Origin of the sequence: Vibrio sp. 10N.222.55.C7, assembly GCF_041473335.1 — a bacterium.
GTDB lineage: Bacteria > Pseudomonadota > Gammaproteobacteria > Enterobacterales > Vibrionaceae > Vibrio > Vibrio crassostreae_C.
In genome coordinates, this window is sequence record NZ_JBFRSC010000031.1 from 35,535 (window position 1) to 60,915 (window position 25,381).

Annotated in this window: 20 protein-coding genes and 1 pseudogene; 13 read left to right on the top strand and 8 right to left on the bottom strand. The window is 44.7% G+C overall.

Features of this window, described 5'->3' with window-relative positions:
* Positions 1-99: 99 nt before the first annotated feature.
* Positions 100-264, top strand: a complete 165-nt coding sequence (locus AB4482_RS11970) for a hypothetical protein (protein ID WP_016785428.1) — start codon at positions 100-102, stop codon at positions 262-264.
* 20 nt (positions 265-284) lie between these two features.
* Here the strand turns inward: AB4482_RS11970 and AB4482_RS11975 are convergent, their stop codons facing one another.
* Positions 285-818 carry an AAA family ATPase gene (locus AB4482_RS11975; RefSeq protein WP_016785429.1) on the bottom strand — a complete coding sequence of 178 codons (534 nt, stop codon included), beginning with the start codon at positions 816-818 and terminating at the stop codon, positions 285-287.
* A gap of 53 nt (positions 819-871) precedes the next feature.
* Positions 872-1,409, bottom strand: a pseudogene (locus AB4482_RS11980) (hydrolase).
* A 190-nt stretch (positions 1,410-1,599) separates the two neighbouring features.
* Here AB4482_RS11980 and AB4482_RS11985 point away from each other — a divergent pair.
* The 7 genes from AB4482_RS11985 (at position 1,600) to AB4482_RS12015 (ending at position 8,694) form a co-directional block, all read left to right on the top strand.
* Positions 1,600-2,169, top strand: coding sequence for a porin family protein (locus AB4482_RS11985; protein ID WP_372130894.1), 570 nt, complete (start codon positions 1,600-1,602; stop codon positions 2,167-2,169).
* Positions 2,170-2,402: 233 nt separating this feature from the next.
* Positions 2,403-4,025, top strand: coding sequence for a phosphoethanolamine transferase (locus AB4482_RS11990; RefSeq protein WP_372181005.1), 1,623 nt, complete (start codon positions 2,403-2,405; stop codon positions 4,023-4,025).
* Positions 4,026-4,351: 326 nt separating this feature from the next.
* Entirely contained in the window at positions 4,352-5,287 is a 936-nt protein-coding gene (locus AB4482_RS11995; RefSeq protein ID WP_372130898.1) for a CorA family divalent cation transporter, read from the top strand.
* Positions 5,287-5,862 carry a mechanosensitive ion channel family protein gene (locus tag AB4482_RS12000; protein ID WP_017062014.1) on the top strand — a complete coding sequence of 192 codons (576 nt, stop codon included), beginning with the start codon at positions 5,287-5,289 and terminating at the stop codon, positions 5,860-5,862. Before AB4482_RS11995 ends, AB4482_RS12000 begins: the two co-directional genes overlap by 1 nt.
* 268 nt (positions 5,863-6,130) lie before the next feature.
* Positions 6,131-6,958, top strand: coding sequence for a GNAT family N-acetyltransferase (locus AB4482_RS12005; RefSeq protein ID WP_065584472.1), 828 nt, complete (start codon positions 6,131-6,133; stop codon positions 6,956-6,958).
* A gap of 152 nt (positions 6,959-7,110) precedes the next feature.
* Complete coding sequence (locus AB4482_RS12010) at positions 7,111-7,950, top strand: AraC family transcriptional regulator (RefSeq protein WP_017062012.1); 840 nt, start codon at positions 7,111-7,113, stop codon at positions 7,948-7,950.
* Between the two features lie 111 nt (positions 7,951-8,061).
* Complete coding sequence (locus tag AB4482_RS12015) at positions 8,062-8,694, top strand: esterase/lipase family protein (RefSeq protein ID WP_372098822.1); 633 nt, start codon at positions 8,062-8,064, stop codon at positions 8,692-8,694.
* A gap of 133 nt (positions 8,695-8,827) precedes the next feature.
* Here AB4482_RS12015 and AB4482_RS12020 read toward each other — a convergent pair whose 3' ends face one another.
* Positions 8,828-9,802, bottom strand: a complete 975-nt coding sequence (locus AB4482_RS12020) for an arginine deiminase-related protein (RefSeq protein WP_017061193.1) — start codon at positions 9,800-9,802, stop codon at positions 8,828-8,830.
* Positions 9,803-10,388: 586 nt separating this feature from the next.
* Between AB4482_RS12020 and AB4482_RS12025 the strand changes: the two genes are divergently transcribed.
* Both AB4482_RS12025 and AB4482_RS12030 read left to right on the top strand, forming a co-directional pair.
* A complete protein-coding gene (locus AB4482_RS12025) occupies positions 10,389-12,239 on the top strand; it encodes an ABC transporter ATP-binding protein (RefSeq protein WP_065584473.1) in 1,851 nt (616 codons plus the stop codon).
* 286 nt (positions 12,240-12,525) lie between these two features.
* Positions 12,526-13,230: a hypothetical protein gene (locus tag AB4482_RS12030; RefSeq protein ID WP_017065155.1), complete on the top strand. Its 705-nt coding sequence runs from the start codon at positions 12,526-12,528 to the stop codon at positions 13,228-13,230.
* Between the two features lie 108 nt (positions 13,231-13,338).
* On the opposite strand, the gene AB4482_RS12035 is transcribed toward AB4482_RS12030, so the two are convergent.
* Positions 13,339-13,827: an Lrp/AsnC family transcriptional regulator gene (locus AB4482_RS12035; RefSeq protein ID WP_004732526.1), complete on the bottom strand. Its 489-nt coding sequence runs from the start codon at positions 13,825-13,827 to the stop codon at positions 13,339-13,341.
* 278 nt (positions 13,828-14,105) lie between these two features.
* Between AB4482_RS12035 and AB4482_RS12040 the strand changes: the two genes are divergently transcribed.
* Positions 14,106-14,276 (top strand): hypothetical protein, encoded by a 171-nt coding sequence (locus AB4482_RS12040; protein WP_017061196.1) that lies wholly within the window; start codon positions 14,106-14,108, stop codon positions 14,274-14,276.
* A 638-nt stretch (positions 14,277-14,914) separates the two neighbouring features.
* Here the strand turns inward: AB4482_RS12040 and putP are convergent.
* From putP to AB4482_RS12060, 4 genes are all read right to left on the bottom strand, one after another.
* Positions 14,915-16,405: a sodium/proline symporter PutP gene (gene putP / locus AB4482_RS12045; protein WP_372181013.1), complete on the bottom strand. Its 1,491-nt coding sequence runs from the start codon at positions 16,403-16,405 to the stop codon at positions 14,915-14,917.
* A 183-nt stretch (positions 16,406-16,588) separates the two neighbouring features.
* Positions 16,589-17,293 (bottom strand): 1-pyrroline-5-carboxylate dehydrogenase, encoded by a 705-nt coding sequence (locus tag AB4482_RS12050; protein WP_372181008.1) that lies wholly within the window; start codon positions 17,291-17,293, stop codon positions 16,589-16,591.
* 11 nt (positions 17,294-17,304) lie between these two features.
* Positions 17,305-20,442, bottom strand: coding sequence for a bifunctional proline dehydrogenase/L-glutamate gamma-semialdehyde dehydrogenase PutA (gene putA, locus AB4482_RS12055; RefSeq protein WP_372181009.1), 3,138 nt, complete (start codon positions 20,440-20,442; stop codon positions 17,305-17,307).
* 181 nt (positions 20,443-20,623) lie between these two features.
* Positions 20,624-21,448, bottom strand: a complete 825-nt coding sequence (locus AB4482_RS12060; protein ID WP_017065150.1) for an AraC family transcriptional regulator — start codon at positions 21,446-21,448, stop codon at positions 20,624-20,626.
* Positions 21,449-21,931: 483 nt separating this feature from the next.
* Between AB4482_RS12060 and AB4482_RS12065 the strand changes: the two genes are divergently transcribed.
* Entirely contained in the window at positions 21,932-23,035 is a 1,104-nt protein-coding gene (locus tag AB4482_RS12065; protein WP_017065149.1) for a PEGA domain-containing protein, read from the top strand.
* A 244-nt stretch (positions 23,036-23,279) separates the two neighbouring features.
* Positions 23,280-25,109 carry an SUMF1/EgtB/PvdO family nonheme iron enzyme gene (locus tag AB4482_RS12070; protein WP_372181011.1) on the top strand — a complete coding sequence of 610 codons (1,830 nt, stop codon included), beginning with the start codon at positions 23,280-23,282 and terminating at the stop codon, positions 25,107-25,109.
* Positions 25,110-25,381: the final 272 nt, after the last annotated feature.

A 25,381-nucleotide genomic window follows, 5' to 3' on the forward strand; every position in this document is an offset into this window, starting at 1 on the left:
TCAAAAATTACGATAATTGACTCGTATATATTTTAGCTTATTAAGAGAGTACATCTTGGTAGGTATTCGTGTCTGACGCATGAACCGGTTGAGCAAACAGTGACTAAAGTATCAACGAAACAATCAAGCAAGAACCTAGACATCAACCGCACTCTGTTCAAAGGGCAAGACGTTGAAACCGCAGCCAGCTGGCTACATAACACCAGACAAATCATTGCTGTCGGTATCGGTGGCGGTTCGACAATCGCCTCTCAAGAGCCGTAACACCGACTGTTTCGATTAATCTAACCAACCGAGGCTAAGATAAACTCGACTCGTACCTCAACAGATAGCTTAGGCACTTCCACCAGCTGATAACCAAACTGATTATAGGCTGTCACCATCTTTTCATAGGTGGCGATCGCTTCATCAAAATCTTGCTTGCGCTCTTGGTCATTGATGAAAATCGAATCCCATGGCGGGAAGATAAATACCTTGCTGTTGTATTCCAGTTCATTACAGTTATTCAGCAAAGACTCTGAAATAGGCAACGTTTCTAACAAGCTGTAACCGTATGAATCTACGATGCTTCTATCAAAGAAAACGAGTTGCTCACTTTCCTCAAACGCTTGGTAATTCGCTAACTCCTCTCGCACCATTTCGTCACGAAAAGTCACTTTATCTAACCACGGCAAGGCTCTACCTTGTTGCTCGACTTGTTGCTGAATCACTTTACGTCCAACTTCTGGTGCGCAGCGATAGCCCAGACTTTTCAAAGCATCGATGACTGAGGTTTTTCCAGATCCCGGCCCTCCGGTAAATACGATTAGATTGTTCAAATAAACCTCTTCAAAATGGAAAGTTAACGAATCGGACCTAAACGAAACCCAAGTTAACGAATCAAGGATAGAATGAGCTTAAATTCTGGTGCGCGGCAATCTTTCACTAGCTCGTATAAGCTCATTTCTAATCCCGTAATTTGGACACCAGCGTCCTGTAATCGGCTGATAGCCAACTTCTTATTCAATGCTGTCCGTGAACCAATACAGTCGCCAACTACCTGAACCCTGTACCCAAGCTCCAACAAACCCAATGCGGTTTGATAAACACAAATATGAGCCTCAATCCCACACCAACCAAGTCTCTACATCCTTGGTTTGAACCGCCTCAACAAACTTGGGCTCATCACACGCGTTAAACGTGAATTTAGGTATTGGTTTAGCATCACTCAAAAGGTCATTGAGTTCATCAACCGTCGCACCTAGCTTCTCTGGATTCTGCTCCAAACGAATAATTGGCAGACCCAAAACCTGTGCGCCCTTAATCAACTTTCCACAGTTAGAAATAAGTGTCTCACTCTCATCAACAAGGCGTGCAAGCTTACCTTGCACGTCCACAACCACCAAACATGTATTTTGTTTCATTAGCATGTGTATTCCTTGTTTTTGGCAGCCTAACTCACTAAGCAACCGGATGAGCATTTTATCTACTATGTAACGATTTAGCTTACAAAGCCATACAGTAATACGTATAAGACTACGGAATAATGCTCACCAACGGTCGAAAGGCCGACAACAAAAATAATTGATACTGCATGACATTAAAGAGTGAGTAAGAACAATGAACAAATTCGCGAAATCAGCATTAGCACTGGGTTTAATCGGCGCGGTTTCTCTTCCTGCATTAGCAGCAGGCACTGACGGTGGTGCGTACATCGGTGGCGGTCTTGGTGTGTACCAAGATTCTGATACAGACGGTCAAGGCAACCTAGACTCAGACGGCATGGGTTACAACCTATACGGCGGCTACCAGTTCAACCGTATCGTAGGTGCTGAGCTTGGCTACAACGACTACGCAGACTACAAAAAAGGTACAGAAAAAATGTCTCCAACGTCTGTTTCTGTATCAGCAAACCTAGGTTACACGTTCGACAACACGATTCGTCCGTTCGTATTGGCTGGTTTAAGCTCTGTTGACCTACACGCAAATAAGAGCGCTGGTTACGATGATGACAGCGGTACCGGTTTCCACTTTGGTGTTGGTGTTGAATACACGCCAATCGAACATCTAACACTACGCCTAATCTCACAAGCAGACGCAGTGAGTGTTGAGAACGACTACGGCTTTAAGAAAGAAGACAAAACACTTGCCTTCAACAGCATTAGCTTCGGTGGTTCTTACAACTTCTAATGTGATTGAACCACATAGAATAAGCTGAACATACTAATTCACTTTGCTGTTCCACCTTGTCATGAAGGTCACTCAGTAAAGTGAATTTTTTGTTTCTACACGCACTATCGCGTCATTTCACTTTAGCCGGTTTATCGCTCACCATTACTTACTGAGCTTTATGCGTTGATATTAGAGCTTTCTTGGTAGCGAGACTAAAATAAAGGGATAAGAGACGCAGGAAAACAAGACCTATGAATCTACCAAGCTTTAACATGTCGATAAACAAGCTGCCTTTTGTGTTGGCCGTGTATTATCTGCTTGTCGTCAATCTACCTCTCTCCCAAGAACTGTTTAGTATTGTTCAGGCATCGAAGTCTGAAAGCGTTGCGTTTCTTATCTCCATTCCTATCTTCTTCCTTGCTGCCTTTAATTTAATCTTCCAAGTCTTCAACTGGCCTATTTTCTCTAAGCCGTTTTTCATCTTATTGCTGATCACCTCAACCTTAGTCAGCTACAGCATGTTCAATTACGGCATATTCGTCGACTACGGCATGATAGAGAATGTGTTTGAGACCAATAGCGGTGAAGCAGCCAGCTATATCAGTGGTCACTCGATCTTATGGCTACTGGCTATGGGTGGTATTCCATCTCTCATCCTGTTGTTTACCAAACTTGAAAAAGAGTCTTGGAAGGATTTCTTTGTCTGGAAATCGATTGGCTTGCTCTCTTCCTTGATCGTCATTGCGATTATTGCCGGGCTTTTCTACAAAGATTACGTATCGATTGGTCGCAATAACTCGCACATCAAAAAGATGATCATTCCGACCGAGTATGTAGCATCAACAGTCAAATACATCAATAACACCTACATCAAACAGCCCATCCCCTATCAAGAATTGGGATTAGATGCTCAACTCAAGCCACAAGCAAAAGCGGCAACCAAACCGACCTTATTGGTGTTTGTGCTTGGCGAAACCGCTCGCGTGTATAACTACCAATATTATGGCTATGAGAGAGAAACCAACGCTCATACCAAGCCTTATAACCCGATATTTTTCTCTGATGTTCAGTCGTGCGGTACAGCCACCGCAGTTTCAGTACCCTGCATGTTCTCGAACATGAATCGCAGCAACTATGATCGCGACAAAGCCTACAACCAAGATAACGTGGTCGACATTATGAACCGCGCGGGCATTCACTCTATTTGGAGAGAACATGATGGTGGGGATAAGGCGGTCGCACATCGAATCAAAGAGATGACGCTCATCGCCAAAGACAGCGACCCATTGTGTAATAACGACGTATGCTACGACACAGCGATGCTAGAGAACTTCGAACAAGATACGCAAGATCTCAAGCAAGATAGCATCATTTTCTACCATATTTCTGGTTCTCATGGCCCGACTTACTTTGAACGCTATCCAGAAGAACATAAGAAATTCACCCCAGACTGCGCTCGTGCAGATATCGAAAACTGTACCAAAGAGGAAGTGGTTAACACCTACGACAACACCATCTTGTATACGGATTTCTTTCTCTCACAGGCTATGCAAAAACTAGAGAAACTCACCGATAAGTACAACGTGGCGCTGATGTACATTTCCGATCATGGTGAATCTTTAGGGGAAAACGGCGTCTACTTGCACGGTATGCCTTATTCATTGGCACCGAAAGAGCAAACCCATGTGCCTATGATCATGTGGATGTCTGATGGCTTCGCCGAGCAGAAAGGGATAAACCAAACCTGCTTAAGAAAGGCGGGGAAAGAGCAGAGCTTTTCTCACGATAACCTGTTCGACTCCTTGCTTGGCCTAATGGACGTGCAAACCAAAGAATACCGAGAGAACCAAGACATTTTTGCTTCTTGTCGCTAGTGCTTTTGCTTATGTAAACCATCGGAAAACTCGAGTTGCCTGAGCAAGCTCTCCGCAACCTCCCCTAAAAAGAAAAGACCTCGGTCTTTTCTTTTTTTCGTCGCTAACATGGAGCCAGAGTGCTAATTTATAACGACGAAACAATGAGCTACATTTAATAGAGACAATAATGGAAGAGTCCGTCGTACTCCAAAGACCAACATGTCTTATTAGACTTCATCTCACTCACATCGCTCATTGAACTTACCACGATTAAGCTCAGTTCAATACCGCGCCTGAATGGCGCCTAATATCAATGTTTACGTCATATCATTAAGGACAAATGAATGGACGCTTTCATAATTTCAAGCTGGCAATTTTCTGAGGGGGTGGCACATGAACACACCACCAGCCCAGCCTCATTCGAGCAATCAACTTGGTATCACTGCCAAAGAGATGCTGACGGTTTGAGAGAATGGCTCCACAGTAATACGGTTCCAAATGCCATCATCGATTCATTACTCACCGATGACACCCGCCCTCGGTTCGAACAATTTGGCCACGACTGTTTTTTGATGATTCTGCGAGGCATTAATCTAAACGAAGGTGCTAACCCTGACGACATGCTTAGCCTACGCATCTTATGGTACAAAGGCACTTTAATATCGACACGTAAAGTTCCTTCAAAAGCGGTCAGTAATCTGATATCTGATCTCAAACAAAACCAAGGCCCTACATCATTACCTGATGTGTTGTTGGGCATGATCCGTGGAATCAACCACAGTATTTCAACCTTCCTAGCACCCGTCGAACTATTAATTGACGAGTTAGAATCTACATCCAATATCGACATAAGATCCTTTAACGCTCTACATTCAAGGCTACTCAGACTAAGGCGTTATTTGAAGCCACAGAAATACGTTTTTGAAGATTTAATGAGTGACCTACCTGCGCCATTGAGTAAGCACAACAGTCATATAAAGAACAGCCTTGATACCATCCTGAGAATTAACGAGTCTGTTGAGTTTTACATCGAACAAATTAATGTATTTTTAGCGAGCCTAAGTCAGCAACAAGCTGAAAAAATGAATAGAAATACGTACCTATTTTCTATCATTGCAGGTATTTTCCTCCCTGCTGGGTTTTTCACCGGTTTACTGGGTGTCAATATCGCTGGGATACCCGGAACAGATAACCCGATAGCATTTCCACTATTTTGCGTTGGGCTGCTCGTGGTCATAGCGGCAGAGGTCGTTATTTTGAAAAAATTGAGGTTTATTTAATGGTTGAGTTTTTGCAATCCAATATGTGGCTTAGACAAGTAGTTTTAGGTTTACTTCTTATCACTGTGTATTGGGTGATCAAACGCTTAGGTAAGAACTGGATAGAAACATTAGCGGAAAATAAGCGTGTCGAATTGAAGCGAAAGCAGTTCGTGATTAAGTGTTTCAATATTGTTCTGTTTCTACTCTTCATCGCTGTGTTTACGATTGTTCTTAACTTGGGTTTTGGTGATATTTCTCTGTTCTTGTCTTCGATATTTGCGGTGCTGGGTGTCGCTTTATTCGCGCAATGGTCGATTCTAAGTAACCTCACAGCCAGCGTACTAATATTTTTCGTCTTCCCTTATCGCATTGGCGACAGAGTAAGAGTCGCGGAGAAAGACGAAGACATCAGCGGTGTGATCATCGATATCACCATGTTCCATGTTATTCTTCGACACAGTTCGGGCAACATTATCACCTACCCTAATAACCTGATCCTACAAAAAGGCGTGATAAAGGTATTAGTTGATCCTGAGTTAAAGAGTGAAACTGTCGATACAAAACTCATCAAAGCTGAAGACTCAGATAAGTAATGCGCCCTCTGTTGAACTTCCACATCAATAAGTTCAACAGAGGGTAAGATATCTTGCCCTCTTTCAATTAACATAAGCTCTCCTGTTAATACTTACACGCCTTTCAAAACTGTCGTTTTTATTCAATATCAATCTAGAGTACTCACCTACAATTGCTGCTATTGAAACGTGGCTTGGCTAATCAATTTATCTCATCGTCCGTTGACGCACCTGAGAACAAGATGACAACCACGCACTCTACCGAATCGAAACAACAGGAATTAACGCGATGTTAGACATCAAAAAAATCTCAGTACTTAGCGACTTAAGCGAACTTAAAACGGCTTACTTTGCTGAATCTACAGCTCCACTCGATGGCATGTGGCATTTTGGCTTTGTACCTATGTCTGACCATTACGGCTTTTACGAAGATGACAAACTTGTGGGGTATTGCGTATTGAACGGAGAAGGTTACTTACTTCAATTCTACCTAGCACCAACAGCCAACACCAATATAGAAGACTTGTTTACCTTAATCGTAGAAAACAACAGCTCTGTGATTGGTGAAGTGAAAGGCGCATTCGTAAGCACGGCAGAACCACAATACTTGTCACTATGCATGGATAACACCCATTCATTTAAGGTGAACTCCTTGATGTATTGCCAAGACCAAGAAGCTAACTCTAGTCGTAATTCAGGTCGTATTGAAGACATCGAGATGACTCTCGCGACGCAAGAACAACTCGATCAATTAGTCGAATTTGCTTCATCAACGATTGGTGCGCCAAAAGAGTGGTTAACCGGCTACTACGGCAATTTGATTGCCCGCCAAGAGTTATGGGGCTACTGGGAAAATGGCAGCGTTCTCGCAGCCGGTGAGTGCCGTAAGTTCGATGAGCATCAAACACAGTTTGCCGACCTGGGTATGATTGTCGCTCAACAAGAACGCGGTAAAGGCTTAGCGACGCGTGTTCTTAACTTTCTAAAGCAGCACGCTAACCAGCAAGATTTGGAAGTTATCTGTTCAACAGAAAATAGCAATATTGGCGCGCAAAAAGCTATCACACGCGCTGGGTTGTCATCAAAGCATCGCATCTTACAGTTTGATTTTCGCTAGTTGAAAACTCAGCTTTACCTCGCACTGAGCATGCGCACTCAGTGTGAAGTGAAGCTAAGATGCCAAGCGCAAGCACTTAGTATGGATAAAACTGTCACAGACAACGATATCCACATATAGTGGTAAAGTACTCATCAGAAATAGAAGTTCGAATGATCAATTGGTTACAGTCGCCAAAATCCCCTGAAATCGCTCAGTTCATTGATTGCTACTGGCTTATCGAGAAAACGCCCGATGCCCAAACTCATCAGTTTCCGATACTCAACCCTGACCCTTCAGCGCATTTAATCCTGTCCCCCTGCGATCAGCCGTATCACTACACAATAGAGCAGCAAGTCGAGCAAGGGGTTGGCAGCCACCTGTTGCTGCCCCATCACAAAGCCATTGAACTTGATCACTCGAAGCCGTTTATTCACTTGGGCATCAAGTTCCACGTTGGTGCTTTGTATTCGTTAGTCACCCCTGATTGCCCGCACCCAAGCCTAGATCGCGTCAATACCATCGACCTTGCAGATTTACTAAACAACTCTGATGTCGATACGATGTCACTGATTAAGCTTGCTCAAACCGACTTTGAAGCTTGTTGCCAGAAGCTGGATGATTTACTACTTCCATGGTTATCGACCGGTAAAACAGATAGACACAGTGAAATCACTCACAAAGTGTTGGGTGTACTTGATTCGACGCCGATTGCAGAGCTTAGCGACAAGCTGTTTTGCTCGCAAAGAACATTAGAGAGAAGCTTCAACAAGGTAACAGGGCTGACATTAAAACAGTGCCAATCGATGAACAAACTCGAAGCTATGTTGGAATACTTGTATAAGAGAAATTTGGATGACATCGACTGGATGGACGTCGCCTTTCAATTTGGGTTTAGTGACCAACCGCACCTAATTCGTTACCTCAAGAAAACCATTGGCCTAACACCCAATACCTATGCCAAACAAGGGGGATTAACTATAGACGTTTATGGCGGGGTCAGGTCAGAATAACGAACTGCCACTACGACACTCTCTGTCTATTGTGTCCCATTCACAGCAAGTTTTGTTGAGTTTAGAATTGCGACTCCATATACTGAAAACACCATCAGTCGGAGGGCAATAATGAATAATAAAAACAAACATATAGTTTTAATTCATGGCCTATATATGCCTGCGTTGATCATGCTATATCTGGATAGAAACTTCAAAAAACGCGGCTTTACAACGCACAAGTTTGCCTACAACTCGCTGCGTTTCCCTTCTGCAGCCAAACGCCTCAATCGCTTCGTAAATGCTCGCTTTAATGAGTACGATGAGGTCTATTTCTTTGGTCACTCACTCGGTGGCTTGCTGATTCGCCACTACTTTAAGTTCTACCAACCCGACTTTGCAGACACCTGCATTATTACCGCAGGTACGCCGCACAATGGGGCAACCATAGCCAAAACGCTTTCGAATCATGGTCTTGGATTTATATTTGGTTCGAGCAAAATGATCTTAAGTGATGGCTTGGGTGACTACGATATTGATGTGCCGATTGGCGTGATTACAGGCACCTACGACGCCGGAATTGGACGTATTGTACTGGGGAAAAACCCGGGCGATGGCACAGTCACACTCGAAGACGCCAACCTGAGAGGAGCAACGGATACTTACGCCCTCAAACTCAACCACACGGCGCTTGTCTACTCCAAAGAAGTCGTAACACTGTCGGCTCAGTTCATCGAACACAGAGCTTTTAAGGACGCTTCATAGCTTATTTCCATTAGCTTTTGCGCGTTGACTCCTGTATCGAGCTCTGTTCTCTTATATGTGAAAGACAAAAACAAAAATACCACTCTGCGATAAGAGTGGTATTCAAAGATTCATTACTGAAAGTGAGTGCTTGTTACAGACGATTTACTCGCGTTGGTAAAAACACCTCACCCAACATGCATCGTACCGAACCACCGCCAATGTCTTCAATCGTTTTCACGTTAAATGGCAGCAGCTTTCCATGCGTCGAAAGCTGAGCTAACTGGGCTGGAGAAAACGCATCGTAAGCCGATTGAGACATCGCGATCACCTTGTCGCCATTCACGGTTTCAAGCTGCAGGATGTTGCCACAGAAACGGTTCATCTGATCAATTGAGATAGAGATAACCTGCTTATCTTTAGCAAGCGACTTCACCACAAAGCGGCGTTCAAACTCAGGAATCACTTCATCACAGATCACGCAGAAGTTATCGCCAATCGCCATCATCACATTGGTATGGTAAATCGGTTGGCCAGACGGTAATGCCGTTTGGAACGAGACCACGCGAGAATAACCAATGCGCTTCGCATAATCTTCTAACACTTCGCGGTCACAACGCTGAGAAAGCGCAGCGTAGATGGTCTTGTTGATATGGTCGATCACCATCACGCCAGTACTCTCTAGATAAGAACCTTGCGCGATGTAAGACTCTAGAGACTCGCTATGGTTAACAATGCGACCCGACGCTTCTAACGCTTCAATAAGAGCATTTGGCTTAACTTCATTCTGACGGTTTTCACACGCCATAGGGAACGTGAATAAGCTTCCATCACTACAGGTACTGAACCAGTTGTTTGGGAAAACAGCATCCGGAGTTTCAACGCCCAATTCTGGGTAATCAAACTCTACAACTTGCACACCTTCTTTACGCAACGAAGCGACCATAGCTTTAAATTCGGCCATCGTTTCTACTTTCACCTCAGCTTCGGTCAGATTAACTCTGTGCTGAAATTCGTTATCACGTGCTGTTTCTTCGTTAAATTTAAACTCTTTTGGTGGCACCATAACAACGCAATTGGCGTTTTGAACATTAGTGATATGAAGTGATTTTTTGTGTAGGTTTAACATTTCAACCGTCCCTATCTTTTATTTACTTCAGAATTGTAAACAACTTGTTACGACAAGATTCACTGAAAAGAATATTTATTTGAATATTTATCCCAAACAATTACTGCAGATCTTAGATTAATCGGTAATTTTTACTGCAAGATAACAGCACATCAGAAAGAACCAACTGTATGCATATTCGTTAAGTCACTTTATGGATAAATATTCTGATTCCATTTTCTCGCCCATCACGAGTTTTGATTACAATTCAATCCATTTAACGTTAGGATTATCACCGTTGCATAACAATCAATTACGTTTGAAATAAGCTTAACTTTTCCTGTCTAATTCAATCTAAAATACGCGTCATGAAAGACACTCTTTGGACCTTTCCTGTATCGCTTAGACAAAGTTTTAGTGTTTTAAAGCCAAGTGCCTAAATAGGCGCTAGAACAAAATCCATCGAATGACTTAATGCTGATAAGAACCCATGGGCGCTTATATAATTTCAAACTAAGGCAGTTAAATTTCGAATCAAGACCATAAAAACAAAGCTGCACCAACGATGCAGTCGCTTATAGATGCACTAGTTTATAAAGGGAAATCTATGTACAAGAAATTTGAAGGCTTTACTGAAGCCTTTCCAAAGGGAGAGCCGATACAACCTCCTACTGGCATACTGGCATTCTGCCGCCATTACACTCGAGGTTTCGAAAAACCATTGATTTTGCTCGGGTTGATGAGCATGACCATCGCGATCATCGAAGTCGCGCTGTTCGGTTACATGGGGCAATTGGTCGACTGGCTATCAACAAGCAACCCAGACACTTTCTTAGCAGACAACGAATCGACATTGATGGGGCTCGGTATTCTGCTGTTGGTTGTGATGCCAATCTTGATCAGTGTTTACTCGCTATTGCTTCACCAAACTTTGCTGGGCAACTACCCAATGTCGATTCGTTGGTTAGCACACCGCTACCTTTTGAAGCAAAGCCTGTCCTTCTATCAAGATGACTTCGCCGGACGTGTCGCGACCAAAGTGATGCAAACCTCGCTTGCAGTGCGCGAAACTGTGACCAAGATGGTCGATGTGTTTGTCTACGTGACGGTTTACTTCACGGCGATGCTGTTCATGCTTGCTGAATCAGATTGGCGCTTGATGGCTCCGATGCTGATTTGGCTATTCGTTTACATCGGTATTCAACTGCACTTCGTGCCAAAGCTAAAAGACGTGTCTTCAGAGCAAGCGGATGCTCGTTCACTGATGACAGGTCGTATTGTTGATAGCTACACCAACATCGCGACGGTGAAATTGTTCTCACACAGTAAAAGAGAAACCGAATACGCCGAAGAAGGCATGGAAGGCTTCCTAGATACTGTGCACCGCCAAATGCGCTTGGTAACCGGCTTCAACATCTGCGTGGAATTCGCTAACTATCTATTGGTGTTCAGCATTGCGGGTATCTCTATCTACCTATGGCTAGATAGCGCAATCACCGTGGGTGCAATCGCGATTGCGGTCAGCTTGGCTCTGCGTATTAACGGCATGTCGAAATGGATCATGTGGGAAATTGGTGGTCTGTTTGAGAACCTTGGTACCGTGATTGACGGCATTAAAACTCTGTCTAAGCCTATTGCTATTGAAGACAAGAAAGACGCGAAGCCTCTGGAGGTTCCACAAGGCGGTATCAACTTCGACAATGTAAGCTTTAACTACGGTGAGAATAAGGGGGTGATCAACAACCTAAACCTCAACATCAAACCGGGTGAAAAAGTGGGTTTGGTTGGCCGTTCAGGTGCAGGTAAATCGACCCTAGTTAACTTACTACTGCGTTTCCACGATGTAGAAAGTGGTCGCATCCTGATTGATGACCAAGAGATCTCGAGCGTTACTCAAGATTCTCTGCGTAGCAACATAGGTATGGTGACCCAAGATACCTCACTGCTGCACCGTTCGATCAAAGACAACATTCTTTACGGTCGACCAGAGGCATCAGACGAAGAGGTATACGCGGCGACTAAACAGGCACACGCGCATGAGTTTATCGAAACGCTAACCGACCCGTTTGGCAACGTTGGTTACGATGCTCAAGTGGGTGAACGTGGCGTTAAGCTTTCTGGTGGTCAGCGTCAACGTGTGGCTATCTCACGTGTTCTTCTAAAGAATGCTCCATTACTTGTTCTCGATGAAGCAACTTCTGCACTCGATTCTGAGGTAGAGGCAGCGATTCAAGAGAGCTTGATTGAGCTAATGGAAGGCAAAACGGTTATTGCGATTGCACACCGCCTGTCGACCATCGCAGCGATGGATCGCCTGATCGTGCTTGATGCCGGCAATATCGTAGAAGAAGGCACGCACCAAGAGCTGATTAACCAGAATGGTATTTATGCGCAGCTATGGAATCACCAAACCGGTGGCTTCATTGCCGATGACCTTGAGCAAGCTACAAACGCTTAATTTTTGTGCTATTTTAAAAGTGCGATGTGATTCACAGCAATTTGTTTATTAGCGGTAAATTACACATGGCAGAATGTTATGTCGTAATTATATAATGACATTAACACCAAAGACGCCTCGCTTGCGCGTTCTGGAATAAGGCTAGACTTCGGGGGGAGGCTAGCCTTTTTTATGCCTGCTATTTGGCGCTCTTTGCTACCTGTCCAATAAACTTCATCGATCCTTTTGTTTTTTTCTTGGCGTTTTTTTCTTAAAATGCGCGCAATATTCTTTCTAGAGATCAACCATGAACAAAAGTGTCTTAACTAACGTTATCGCGTTAGCGCTGCTTGCTGGCGGCTATGCGACAGCAAACCAATACTTGCTTTATGCAGGCCTATTCGCCTTTTCTGGTGCCATCACCAACTGGCTTGCGATTCACATGTTGTTCGAGAAAGTACCCGGCCTATACGGTTCTGGAGTGATTCCAGCGCGCTTTGAAGAGTTCAAGGCAGCCATCAAGCAACTGATGATGGAGCAATTCTTTACAGAAAGTAACATCGACCGCTTCCTAAGCAGCGAGATGACAGGAAAGTCGCTCAATCTAGAGCCTGTGATTCAGAAGATCGACTTTAACCCTGCATTCGACTCACTGGTGCATGTTATCGAGAACTCTCAGTTTGGCGGTATGTTGGCAATGTTTGGTGGCACAGAAGCACTAGAGCCAATGAAAGCGCCGTTTGTTGAGAAGATGCAAGAATCTGTGATTGAAATCAGCAAGAGTGATTCTGTAAAAAATGCCATCAAAGACGAGCTAGAATCGCCTGCGATGATGGATGAAATCAAAGAAAACATTGAGGCGATCATCGATCAGCGCTTGAATGAACTAACACCTAAGCTGGTTAAAGAGATGGTTCAGACCATGATCAAGAAGCACCTTGGCTGGCTTGTGGTTTGGGGCGGTGTATTCGGTGGTGTGATTGGCTTAATCTCTGCGGCCATTACGCTTTAAGGCGAACAAGTTTATCGGATTGCTCTTTATCTGACGCTCAACAAAAAATGGAAGCTTATTGCTTCCATTTTTTATATCTAAATCACGTTGGTAAGCGAAATTAGGCCACTATTTTAGAGTTGCCAACAACTCAGGGTTCACGCCGAAGCCCTTTTTATGCTCTTCAATCACCACTTCACTACGTGTCTGAATCACACCAGGCAAGGTGCCCAACTTCGTTGCCATAAACGCTTGGTACGCCTTCATGTCTTTCACTCGAACCTTGATCATGGTGTCAAAGTCACCCGACAGTGAGTAGCACTCTTCCACCTCAGGCATCATTTCCACGGCTTGGGCAAATTTGTCGAAGATCGAAAAGCTAGTCTGATCGAGACGGATATGGATAAAGACTTGAACATCGAGTCCCAGCTTTTCTGAACAAAGCTCAGCGTGATAGCCCGTGATGTAGCCCTCTTTCTCCAATCGCTTGAGTCTATCAGAGCAAGGTGACGTCGTAAGGTTGACCTGTTTTGCCAGTTCAACAACAGGTAAACGCCCTTTCATATGCAGAATTCTTAGTATCTCTTTATCGATACGATCGAGCTGATGCTGAGACATAACATTCCTTAAACATTCTAAATTCCGCTCAGTATATTCCATACCAAGTGCAATCGAAGAAAACCTCGCTCACACATTTAAAAACTAAATGCACGGATGATATTCACGCCAGATATAAACACATACAAATAGATAAGAACCCTTATAAATCAAACTCTGGTTATTAACAAATTATTATAGAAATGACCCGATTAACAAATAAGTTGAGCCGGAAACGAAAGAAAGGATATAGGCCAAAGTGAATAATATAATTATCAAAGAGAAAGGATGACTCTATTATGAAAACGCAAGAACTCGCATATAAACCTTACGGTATTGGTTCATGGACACACGTAACGGTATCAAAAGATGTTGCTCAGGCACTAGCAAATGAATACTCAAACTATGGTTGGGATGTGAAGATTGATGGCGACGCCATTGTTGCCGAGCTAGCACTCAAAGCCGCATAGAAACGCAAAAACCTCCTAAAACGGAGGTTTTTTGATCTAAGTTAGTGAGCGCTTACTGTAAGTTAAGCTAAACCAATTTGGGGTACAGTACTTCCTGTTTCGCAACGGCAGTTACACGTGCGGCAGAAGTGCTGAGTTTCCATATCGTAGTGCAGGTTTCCACTAAATAGCTTTGACGTCCATTGCATCATACGGCCAGAAGCTGTCTCGGGCTCTGATTCACAACGTTTCATTATAGACTTATGTAGTGTTGTTTTTTTACATCCTTTGCAATAGAGATCAGGCATACCTTTGTCCTATAGGTCTTTAGTGGTTACTGACAATTGACACATCATGTCCAATTCAGTTCAACAATTCACCGAGCTAATGACAAAAGTGAGCGCCAAGTTCAAAAAATAGCCATTTTTCTGTTTTATTTTTTGACATCAAACGCCACCAACAAGACAGACCTTTCATTTCTCGCTCAAGATCCTTCGCTTTCGATTTACATTGTAAACCCCCATTTCAATATCAGAAAACCTCGAATAAACTTAATTTGAAATAAGACAAAGGTCGTACTCACATAAAAAAATAGAGCCACCGAAGTGACTCTATTGTTCATGTCTTTTGCTAATTCATTGGTATTTTTACAATGTAAATTAGTCTAGCTCAACGAGGTTCTTCTCGAACTCAGCGTGTTGCTTCTTAACTTCGTCTTCAGGCTCGCCCGTAATTAGACTCACGATAACGATAGAAAGAGTCGATAGGATGATTCCCGGTACGATTTCGTACACATCGAACCAACCGCCCGTGAACTGTTTCCAAAGTACGATAGTCACACCACCAACCACGATACCCGCGAGAGCGCCGTTACGGTTCATACGAGACCAGTACAGGCTCAATACAATAGCTGGGCCGAATGCAGCACCAAAACCAGCCCATGCGTAAGACACAAGGCCAAGTACTGAACTGTCTGGCGTCATCGCTAGTACAAGTGCAATCAGAGAGATTAGGATAACCGCGAAACGGCCTACACGAACAATCTCTTCTGACGTTGCGTCTTTCTTCAGAATTTGCTTGTACAAGTCTTCTGCCATTGCAGATGAAGAAACAAGAAGCTGTGAATCCGCAGTACTCATGATTGCCGCTAGGATTGCCGCCAGTAGGATACCTGCGATTACTGGGTGGAACATCGCGTTCACAAGAAGCATGAAGATCTTCTCGCCATCGTCTAGCTTAGGTGCACCAGAGTTCGTTACGTAGATTAGACCAACAAGACCAACCAGCATTGCACCAATCATAGACAGTGCAGTCCATACCACCGCGATACGACGCGCGGTTGTTAGGTCTTTATTGCTACGCGTTGCTTTGAAACGAGCAAGGATATGTGGCTGACCGAAGTAACCTAGACCCCATGCTGCTAGCGAGATGATCGCGATTGCAGAAAGAGGCTCACCTTTCGCATCATTCCATAGCGTGAGTAGTTCTGGGTTGATGTTATGAAGGTCAGTAGATAGCTGACCAAGGCCGCCGTTCATTGCTGCGATTGGTACAATCAATAGCGCAGCAGACATCAGCAGACCTTGAACCAAATCCGTCCAAGATACCGCAAGGAAACCACCAAATAGCGTGTAAGAAACCACACATACTGTACCGATGATTACCGCTGTTGTGTAATCTAGGCCGAATACTGTTTCAAACAATTTACCACCTGCTACCAAGCCAGAACTTGTGTAGAAAAGGAAGAATAAAAGGATAAAGAAAGCAGAAATTGTTTGGATCAGCTTAGAATTATCATTGAAACGACGAGATAGGAACTCAGGTAGCGTCAGTGACTCTGTTGTAATGCTGTAAGTACGCAGACGCTTAGCACTGATTAACCAGTTCGCCCAAGTACCAACTAGCAGGCCACCAGCAAGCCAGAATGCTTCAAAACCAGCAGCATAAGCGTAACCCGGTAGACCAAGTAGTAGCCAACCACTCATGTCTGATGCACCAGCAGAAAGTGCAGCAGGCCATGGGCCTAGCGAACGACCACCTAGGAAGTAGTCTGTCGAGCTAGAAGTACGTTTGTAAGCAATAACACCGATTGCCAGCATCATAATTAGATACGCAATGAACGTCGTCGTTATTGCAAAACTGTTTTCTATCATTTGATAGTCCTCATTTGTAAAAAGCCTTCCATGCCTAATTCAATGCAAGACACTCACCGTAAAGGCAAGCGAGTGCATTGAGTTAGGTATTGAGGCTCCAAGGCACTATGAGTTAAATCCAAAGATGGTGAAACCAACAATGGATAAAACAAAAGTGCTTAGAGCCAATGTTACTGAAGGTTAGTGAGCTTCGCTTCCAAGTTCGAGCAAGGTCGCGTTACCGCCCACGGCTGTTATATTTATAGTTCGCGTACGCTCGGTAATGAAACGCAGCGATAAGTGTGGATCGTGAGCAACATTCATTGTCGCCAGATCCGTTTCAGCCACTAAACCGACGATTGCACCGTCACGCTTAGCAAGCTGTAAATTGATAGCTTGTGCCGTTTGTGAATTACCTACGTAACCCGCGCTTCGCACATCGCAAGACAGCAGCTGTTGAGCAGCGTCGTACGAGGCAACCTGCACCAAGTTGGTTGGTAGATTCGCTTGTTTTGCGGCATCTGCAATTAAGGTATTGAACTGCACGTCATCACTGCACAATTGAACGCTGTTACCTGCCAATAGTGCTGCAGTAATCATCGCTGTTGCAGTTTGCAGTGCGGGCACTTTCTCTTCACAATCATCAACAACCACCAAAGCCACACCGCGGCCTGCGGCATACAACTCATTGGTTTCGCCCGTAGGACCTGCCATTAGGTGATGTTCAGAAAGCAGCGCAGACGCTTGCTCTAGATGATAAGTTGCCACTGCAGCCAAAGGCACAGATTGACTTTCGATCTCTGATTTCAGCGCAAGTACCTGAGCACTCTTGTAATCAAAGTCGGTAAGATTCCATTGTTCCCACGCTAGCAAAGCATCAGAAAAACCTGTCACTTGATGAACCATGATACTGCTCCTTATGCCTTGTCTTGTGATTGAGAGAAATGAACATCTGTAAAACGGTATAGGTAGTGAGGACCACCCGCTTTAGGGCCAGTACCTGACAAGCCTTGACCACCAAATGGTTGAACACCAACAACGGCGCCCACTTGGTCACGGTTGATGTAGCAGTTACCCACACGAACGTGTTTTTCGATCCAACGGTAAGTGGTCTCGTTACGGCTGTGGATACCCATAGTTAGGCCAAAGCCCGTTTGGTTGATTTGATCGACCACTTGCGTCAACTCACTCGCTTTGAAGCGAACAATGTGCAGCACAGGGCCAAACTGTTCCTCTTTCAAGCAGCTGATGTCATCGATTTCAAACGCACTTGGTGGAACAAAATCACCATGTTCACAATCACTACCTAGAGAAAGTTGAGCCACCTTCTTCTGGGTATTGGTCATGTTTTCTAAGTGCGCCAACAACTTCTGTTTCGCATTTTGGTCGATAACAGGGCCAACATCCGTTTTATGAAGATGTGGGATACCCACACTCAATTCGTCCATTGCACCGTGAATCAATGCAACCACGCGGTCTGCGATGTCTTCTTGAATGTAAAGCACACGCAGCGCAGAACAACGTTGACCTGCTGAAGCGAATGCAGAACGAATAACATCACGAACTACCTGTTCAGGCAGTGCGGTACTGTCGACGATCATCGCGTTTTGGCCACCTGTTTCCGCAATAAACGGAACAGGCTTAGCGTTACGACTTGCCAATGAAACGTTGATGCGTTGTGCCGTTGGTGTTGAACCCGTAAAAGCAACGCCAGCAATTGCATCATGGCTGGTTAGTGCACTGCCGATCTCAGCACCGCGACCCGGTAGCAACTGAATGGTGCCAGCAGGGAAACCTGCTTCATTCATCAGTTCCACTGCGCGAGCTGCAATCAAGCTTGTTTGCTCGGCAGGCTTAGCCACAACCGTGTTACCCGCAACCAAAGCTGCTGTAATTTGGCCAAGGAAGATGGCCAGAGGGAAGTTCCAAGGGCTAATACAAACGAACACACCACGACCTTGTCGTGAAGCGATTCGTGTTTGGCCATCAAAACCTTTTAGTTCGAAACCTTGTAAGTTATCCGCTTGTTTTGCGTAGTAACGACAGAAGTCGACCGCTTCACGTACTTCATCAACACTATCGTGAATCGTCTTACCTGCTTCTTGATGACAAATTGCCACCAGCTCAGCGAGGTTGTCTTCCATCAGGTCAGCCAACTTATCAAGCGCCGCCGCTTTGGTTTCAACTGAAGTTGCGTTCCAATCAGCAAATGCAGCATCAGCGCCAGTGATCGCTGCGGAAACATGATCAAGGTTAGCAAAAGCCACCTGACCCACATTAATACGACGATCATAAGGTGCAGTCACTTGCTCAACATTCTGATCAGCCTTGATCATGCTTTCGGCAAGAGATTCACCGTTGATCACAGGGCCCGCAGTCCATTGGTTGTTTAAGAAGCCTTTTACTTGCTCTTCAAACTGATGCGCTTCGCTTTCAATATCAATGTTCACACCGTAAGAGTTTTTACGCTCAGGGAATACCGCTGGAGGCAGAGGAATCTTAGTGTTGTGCAATGTATCGAACGCCAGAAGCATATCGACAGGGTGTTGAGTCAGCTCTGCCACAGGGCAACGCGCATCAACTAGACGGTGTACAAACGAGCTGTTTGCGCCGTTTTCTAGTAAGCGACGTACTAGGTATGGCAGTAAGTCTTTATGGCTACCAACCGGTGCGTAGATACGTACCGACTGCTGGTAAGCTTCCATCGCGTGGTTGTACAGAGAATCGCCCATACCGTGTAAGCGTTGGAATTCAAAGTCTTTATGCTCTGTCATTACGGCAATAGCTGAAACCGTATGAGCATTGTGGCTCGCAAACTGCGGGAAGATATTGCCGCGAACACTTGGGCTCAATAGATAACGCGCACACGCTAGGTAGGCTACATCAGTCGCTTCTTTGCGAGTGTAAACAGGGTAGTTATCGAAACCAGCTTGTTGTGACCATTTGATCTCACTATCCCAGTAAGCACCTTTAACTAGGCGAAGTGGGATTAAGTCACCCTGCTCTTTTGCTAGGCGGTTTAGCCAAACTAGAACCGGTAACGCACGCTTTGAATACGCTTGAATAACCAGACCAAACTTGCCCCAGCCTTTCACTAGCTCGCTGCGATACAGTTTTTCGAATAACTTAAGCGAAAGCTCTAGGCGATCCGCTTCTTCTGCATCAATCGTGATCGCAACATCAAGCTCAATCGCACGGCGCAGTAACTGCTCTAGCGTGTCGCATAGCTCAGTCAGTACGCGGTCTTCGTTCGCCACTTCGTAACGAGGATGAAGTGCAGAAAGCTTGATAGACACAGATGGCGCTGGGCTAGATTTTGAAGAGACATAAGTGTCTCGACCTACGGCTTCAATCGCCATTAGGTAATCTTTAAAGTACTTATTTGCGTCAGCTGTGGTCAGTGCTGCTTCACCTAGCATGTCGTATGAGTAGGTAAAGCCTTTGTCGCGCATCGACTTACCGTTCTTTTGCGCTTCAGCAATGCTGCGGCCAAGAACAAATTGGTGACCCATCACTTTCATCGCTTGGTGCATCGCTTTACGAATTACCGGCTCAGAAAGCTTGTTCACTAAACGGTTAACCGCTTGTCCAGCACTCTGCTCGTTCGATGAAAGTCCAACCACCTTGCCTGTTAGCATTAAGCCCCAAGTTGAAGCGTTAACAAAAACCGAATCAGAATTCTTTAGGTGAGACTTCCAATCCGCAACGCTTAGCTTGTCGCGAATCAGTGCATCAGCCGTTGCTGAATCAGGAATACGCATCAAGGCTTCCGCCAGACACATCAGCAAGATGCCCTCTTGAGTATCTAAGCTGTATTCAAGCAACAGTGCATCGATCATCTGGATAGAAGTCTTATCCGCACGGATAGCTTCGATCAAAGAAGTCGTTTTGTCTGTGATTTGCTGCTTTTCAGACTCAGAAGGGGTAGCTAGTGGCAGAAGTTGCTCTAGCCATTGGGTTTCATCCACCATATATAATGGTGAGATAAGCGTCCAAAGATCAGCAAGCGACTGCTCATTGAATTCTGGCTTTAACACATCAGTAGCTGTAAACATGCGTTTTCCTTAATCTCACACCCGAAAAGAGTTCGGGATCTCTACAATGGCTGCAGTGTATTTAGAGTATATAAGGATTACTTGTCAAAAACTCCGAGTTTTTTGCTAAAAACTCGCTTTATTAACAAAACAAACACAAGGTCACATATGAAACTTTAAAATAATATGCCGTTTTGTTTCACTATTTAACAGAAATTTTCTTTTTGTATTGGGATGGTGACATGCCTTGAAGGCGTGAAAAGGTGTGAGTAAAGGAAGATTGACCGGAGAAACCAGCCAGTTCAGCGACCTGACCAAGGCTTAGATTACCTTGTTCAATTAAACGACGAGAACGGTCGATGCGCTTGCCAAGAACGTACTGGTGAGGGGTAATGCCCATTTGCTCTTTGAATAACATATGGAACTGGCTTTCACCCAAGAACACACTACCCGCAAGCTGCGCGACGGAGATCTTGTTTGCTAAATGCTGTTCTATGTAGCGATCCAACGCTTCAAGATCAAAGCGTGAATCTTTGATTGAGGTTTCAAATGCCGAGATGTGCCTTTGCATCAATGCAATCACCGTATCATTGCACGCACGGCTTAATAACAGATCATCAGGACTGGCCTGCATCTCTTGCACCAACATATGGATAAGCTTTTGAATTTGCGCATCTAATTGGAAGTAGACGTTCGATGATTCTAACTGGTTAATCTTCTCTAGCATCAGAGGGTCATCATCGGTTGGCATAGGCATGTTGAGCACGAGAATATCCGACTGACCAACCACTCCGCCGAAAGCATGATCAGAGCTCGCTGTCACCACACAACCTTGTCCTGGGCCAACAAGATTCCCCTTACCACTCACTTCAAATTCCGCCTGACCTTTTAAACCAATCACCACCTGAGAATAATGGTGATCGTGGCAATCCATATGCGATGGCAAAGTGATGATCTCAGCAGGACGAGGGCCAGTAAGGCCTAGCGGAGAAAGGTCTAGGTTAGGAAAGGGTAAAGGTTTAGACATGACAGAAAAATACTCGGGTCAACATAGTAAGAATAATACTCTTAAATGCGCATAAGATGAATTTGTAAATGCTCATGAGAGTTATTTGCTCGCGAGAATGAAAAGATCATTATCGCGATCATCTTGATCATGCCTCCGGAAGGATGATCAAGAGTGTACAAACTACGGGCATTGTAAAACCAATCGTTCCGGCGAGTTTAGGGACTTCACAAGCAATCACACAAGCACGAAAAACCATGTGGTCAATAAATGCTTTTTCACGCCAACATAATGAATAAATTTTCTTATATAGCTCAAATAATTGGCTATAAGCCTGTAAAAAGTGTATCCGAAGTACCGAAACTTGGCTTTTGAGTAGATTGGATAGCAATAAAACGGTATAAAGACGGGTACTGTGTTAATTGCTAATAACTAGTGACTCACAACTAGGAAGTAGACACTTTATTAACGAGCCAATTTTCAATCTACAAGTTGCAGGGACCTATGACTAACTTTCGAATTTCAGCGCTTTTACTTGCGCTATCCCCACTTTGGGTATCTGCATCGGTATCCGCTGAAGAACTGAATCAAGTCGATCCCGTTTCAGCTATCGATGCAAAGCTAACAGAGAAGAACTCAGATATTGAGCGTATTTCAGCAACCAAAGTATCGGCGACTGAAAACCTAAAACAACTTCAAAACAAGAACAGCAAGTTGTTGCGCGAAGGTGAAGAACTTAAGGCAAAACGTAACAGAGCCAAGTCTGTACTCGACAAACAGTACAGTCGCTTGCTTGAAGATCCAGAAACAGATTTAGTCTCTTTCCAGAAAAGTTACCAAGACGCTTGGGCTGCGGTTAAAGAGAATCAATCGTCTCAGCTAGATAACGAACAAGCGATCAACGAGAGCGAAATTCACCTTTCTCAAATCAAGCAAAAGCAAGCTCGCCTGAATAATGAGCTGGCAAACTTGAGAGAGTCAAAAGTTGAAGCTCGCGTAAAACGTATCGCAACAGAACTGCGTGAAAGTGCGGTGCTTGAAACCAGCTATACCACCACATGTTCATCAACAATGACACTTGGTGAGTGTACTGCACAGGGTAAACACCTGACCAATCAAAAAGCCGTGCAAACGTTCAAGAGCCAATTACTTGAGCAGCTCACAGAAAGCACACTTGCGAAGCAAAACTTACAAGGTGTTCAGCTGAATATCCATGTTCAAGACAGCCAAGCGATCAAGAGCGGCTTCTCTGGTAACAACTCTTACTTCATGCAGATGCAAGCTCAACTTCAAGCAAAACCTGAAGCAGTTGCAGCATGTAACCTATTGAATGTTTCGACTCGCTACTGTTTAACAGGCAGTGACGCAGCAGTCGTTAAGAAGAGTGACAAACAGTGGGCTAACGTGACGGTACGTTCTGATCAGTACAACGACTCAGTAACCATCAACGGCATTAAGTATGGCAGCACCCCTCTTGAGGTTGCGCTACCAAGTGGTCGTCACCAAGTAACCATTTCAAAACAAGGTTACGAGTCTTACAACCGCACAGTTACCATCAACGGCAGCGACACGATTTGGGTTAAGCTTCTTCCTAGCAAAGAAAGCTAAACACCCTTTGTATATAGAGCCTGAGCCAATTCAAAACGCTTAGCTCGATATCAGATAGCCGTGCCTATTTCACAAAGCTGAATGAACACTCGCCATTTTGTTGATAGTTATAAACTGTATGATCGTTACAAATTTGTATGGTCGTTATAACCTTGTTTTATCGTTATAAACAGTAGCTGCAGACGAAATGGCGTTCTCGTTTAGAATATTCGATTAACCTAAATTACGATTGAAGTAGCCCATCATGCGCCAAGGTCTTCCTACTCTATTATTTGCACTTGCTCCATGCTTAATGACGCCAGCTGTTTTTGCTGAGGCAACACCACCAGCGATCGCGTCATCTGTCACCGACATTGAAAGCTCACTTTTTGAAAAGCATGCCGACTTAACGGCTGTTGAAAAGAAATTAGCCGACAAACAAAACGAAGTCGACAATCAGGCGCAGCAAACGGCACGTCTAGCTGAGTTATCAGCTCAAGCAGAGCAAACACTCGCAAAGGCAAAAGCCAGCCTAGAGCAAGATTACACGCGCATGATTGATGATCCCGATTTCGATATCTCGCTTGCTCAAAAACGCTTCCAAGACGCTTGGAAAACCGTAAAAGAAGGCAAACTTGCGATTTCAGACTCAGAGCAAAAGCAGCAAGGCTTGGTGATGGAGCTTGAGGCTATCCAAGCCGAGAAAGCCGCGGCAGAAGCTTCAATCACAAACCTAAACCAAGACAAGCTAAGAGCAAGAGCAGAGCGACTAAGATACGAGATCACTCAGACGGAAGAGCAAACTGTTAGCTTTACCAACCGTTGCAGCAGCGATATGACACTGGCGCAGTGTTCAGACCAAACGGTGACTTTGGCACTTCAAAAAGCGGTAAAACAATTCCAACACAGCCTAATCGATAACGCGACTGAATCGAAAACAGTGAAAGAGCACCTTGCGTCTGCTTCGCTGAACATTCACGTTCTGCAACACAAAGTGAAATCCTCTGGCTTCTCTGAAGATAACCGTTACCGAGCGGTGATTGCGGCGAACCTAGAAACTCGCCCGGATAAGAACACACCTTGTCGCCTGCTTAGTATTCAGTCATCAAACTGTTTCACACAAAGCGAGCAACAAGCCAACGACCAGCAAAAAGAAGTTGCTTGGGTTAACTTGGTGGTGCGTTCAAATCAATACAACGACAATGTTTCTATCAACGGCGTGAACTATGGCAGTACACCGGTTGAAGTGATGTTACCGACGGGCCAACACATGGTCACGATCGAAAAAGAAGGCTACCTTTCTTTCCATCAAGAGCTGAAGATAGCCCGCGATCACAACCTACGAGCCGTATTGCAAGCGAAACAGAATTCATTAAATGTCGGCACCAAGTTTGCCGATCCGATGGGTAACGACATTCAGAGCCCTGAAATGATTGTTGTCGGCTCGGGTCGCTACCTACTGGGTGAAAATAACGCACAACAAGTGACGATCAAACAGCCGTTTGCATTAGCCGCAACACCAACCCGTGTTCAAGACTTCAAAGCATTCGTAAAAAACACAGGCTACCAGACAGACGCTGAGCTGATGAACACCTGCGATACATTCGTCAATGCAGAGATCACAACCGTTTCAGATAAAGACTGGCAGAGCCCAGGCTTTAAGCAAGCTAATAACTCACCGGTAGTTTGTGTTAGCCAAAACGATGCCAAAGCTTATACACGTTGGTTATCTAAAAACACCGGCTTCACTTACCGCTTGCCAACACCACAAGAGTGGGAAGCTGCAGCAAGAGCTGGCCAAGACACCAACTTCTGGTGGGGCAATGAATTCCGTTCAGGCAAAGCCAACACTGGCTGGGCGGGTACACCATGGTCAAACGTTAGTACATCTCCGGTTAAGTCATTCCAACCAACACCAACAGGCTTCTACGACATGGTGGGTAATGTATGGGAATGGACAACCGTTCAGAAAGGCCTAGCAAAAGGTGGCGCGTGGAGCTTCTCTCCTGAAGAAGCAAAAGTGTTTAACGAACTGTACGTACCGCCTTCAACGGCAGCGAACTATCTAGGATTCCGAGTAGTACGAGAGCTGTAGGCTCCCAATCACAGGCTCAGAATCCCAAATATTTACTCTAGGTTCTCAATTATCACATTGAGCAGCATTTATAGGGGAATTCCCCCCTTATGCATAAGCACTCCTAGGAGTAGATTCGTCGATAGAGTAGTAAGTCACTCTGGGTATCAAATTGATGCCTCAGTTTAATTTACCTGACCCTCGTAAATTAGACTGAAAATCTTCTACATGTCGACAAGGCATATCTTGTCTTTAGCCAGCCCCTCTTCAGGCTGGCTTTTTTTTGGTTCATC